General features: G+C 59.3%; 1 protein-coding gene. It reads left to right on the forward strand.

The features are described 5' to 3' along the window. Positions 1 to 555: 555 nt before the first annotated feature. On the forward strand, positions 556 to 761 hold a 206-nt coding region (locus CSC65_RS16055), incomplete at its 3' end, for an RNA polymerase sigma factor (protein ID WP_274379423.1).

The following is a 761-nucleotide window of genomic DNA, read 5'->3' on the forward strand; positions in this document are numbered from 1 at the left end:
CGAACTTGTTGATCTGGACACCAGGCTGCTTGGTCTATTTGCCGTAAGCGCCAACTCCGTAGCCGCCGTGCTGCTACTCTCTCGCACCCCGCGCAAAAACTTGCTGCGCGCCTCGCCGGTGTATAGGAATGTGTGTCTCGGTGTCGACTTCATGCTGACCGTGATGCTGTATTTCTTTTTTTTTTTCCGCATCGCCATTGACCATCAGCGCCGATGGCACCGATGCCTCCCAGGACCAGGTCCCAGTCGAAGGCAATGGACACAGGCTCCAGGTTCGCATCCGGGCGGCAATGCCGCCGGGAGCACGACCCCATTGTCCGGTCGCGGCGCAACATCGATCAGCCAGGCAAAGGCCCGCTTGGGTGCCGATACCCCGCCTCTTCCGAGTCTGGCCTGTTGGCGTGCGGCGGACAGAAGCCCGGGTGATAACCCGGGTGGGGGTAATTCCGGCGACAAGTGTCTTATTCCAATGGCCTCTGTTCGCATGCCTTTCGGGTCGGGCGGAAACCAGGAAAAACGGTTGCTTTCGAGCAATTCCTAGGCGTAGTTTTAAGCATGGTCGAAACCGCTCATGAGCGTTTCTCGCATTTCTTCGCCGAGACCCGGCAGGGATTGCTGCGCTATGGGCGACGTCTGACCCGGTCCAAAGAGGCCGCGGAAGATATCGTGCAGGAGGCCTACGCAAGAACTCTCGAACAAGGGCAGCGGGTGCAGGCCCCCAAGGCGTTTCTTTTCATTACCGCACGCAACCTGGCCTGGAA

The organism is Pseudoxanthomonas daejeonensis, assembly GCF_010093205.1.
GTDB lineage: Bacteria > Pseudomonadota > Gammaproteobacteria > Xanthomonadales > Xanthomonadaceae > Pseudoxanthomonas > Pseudoxanthomonas daejeonensis.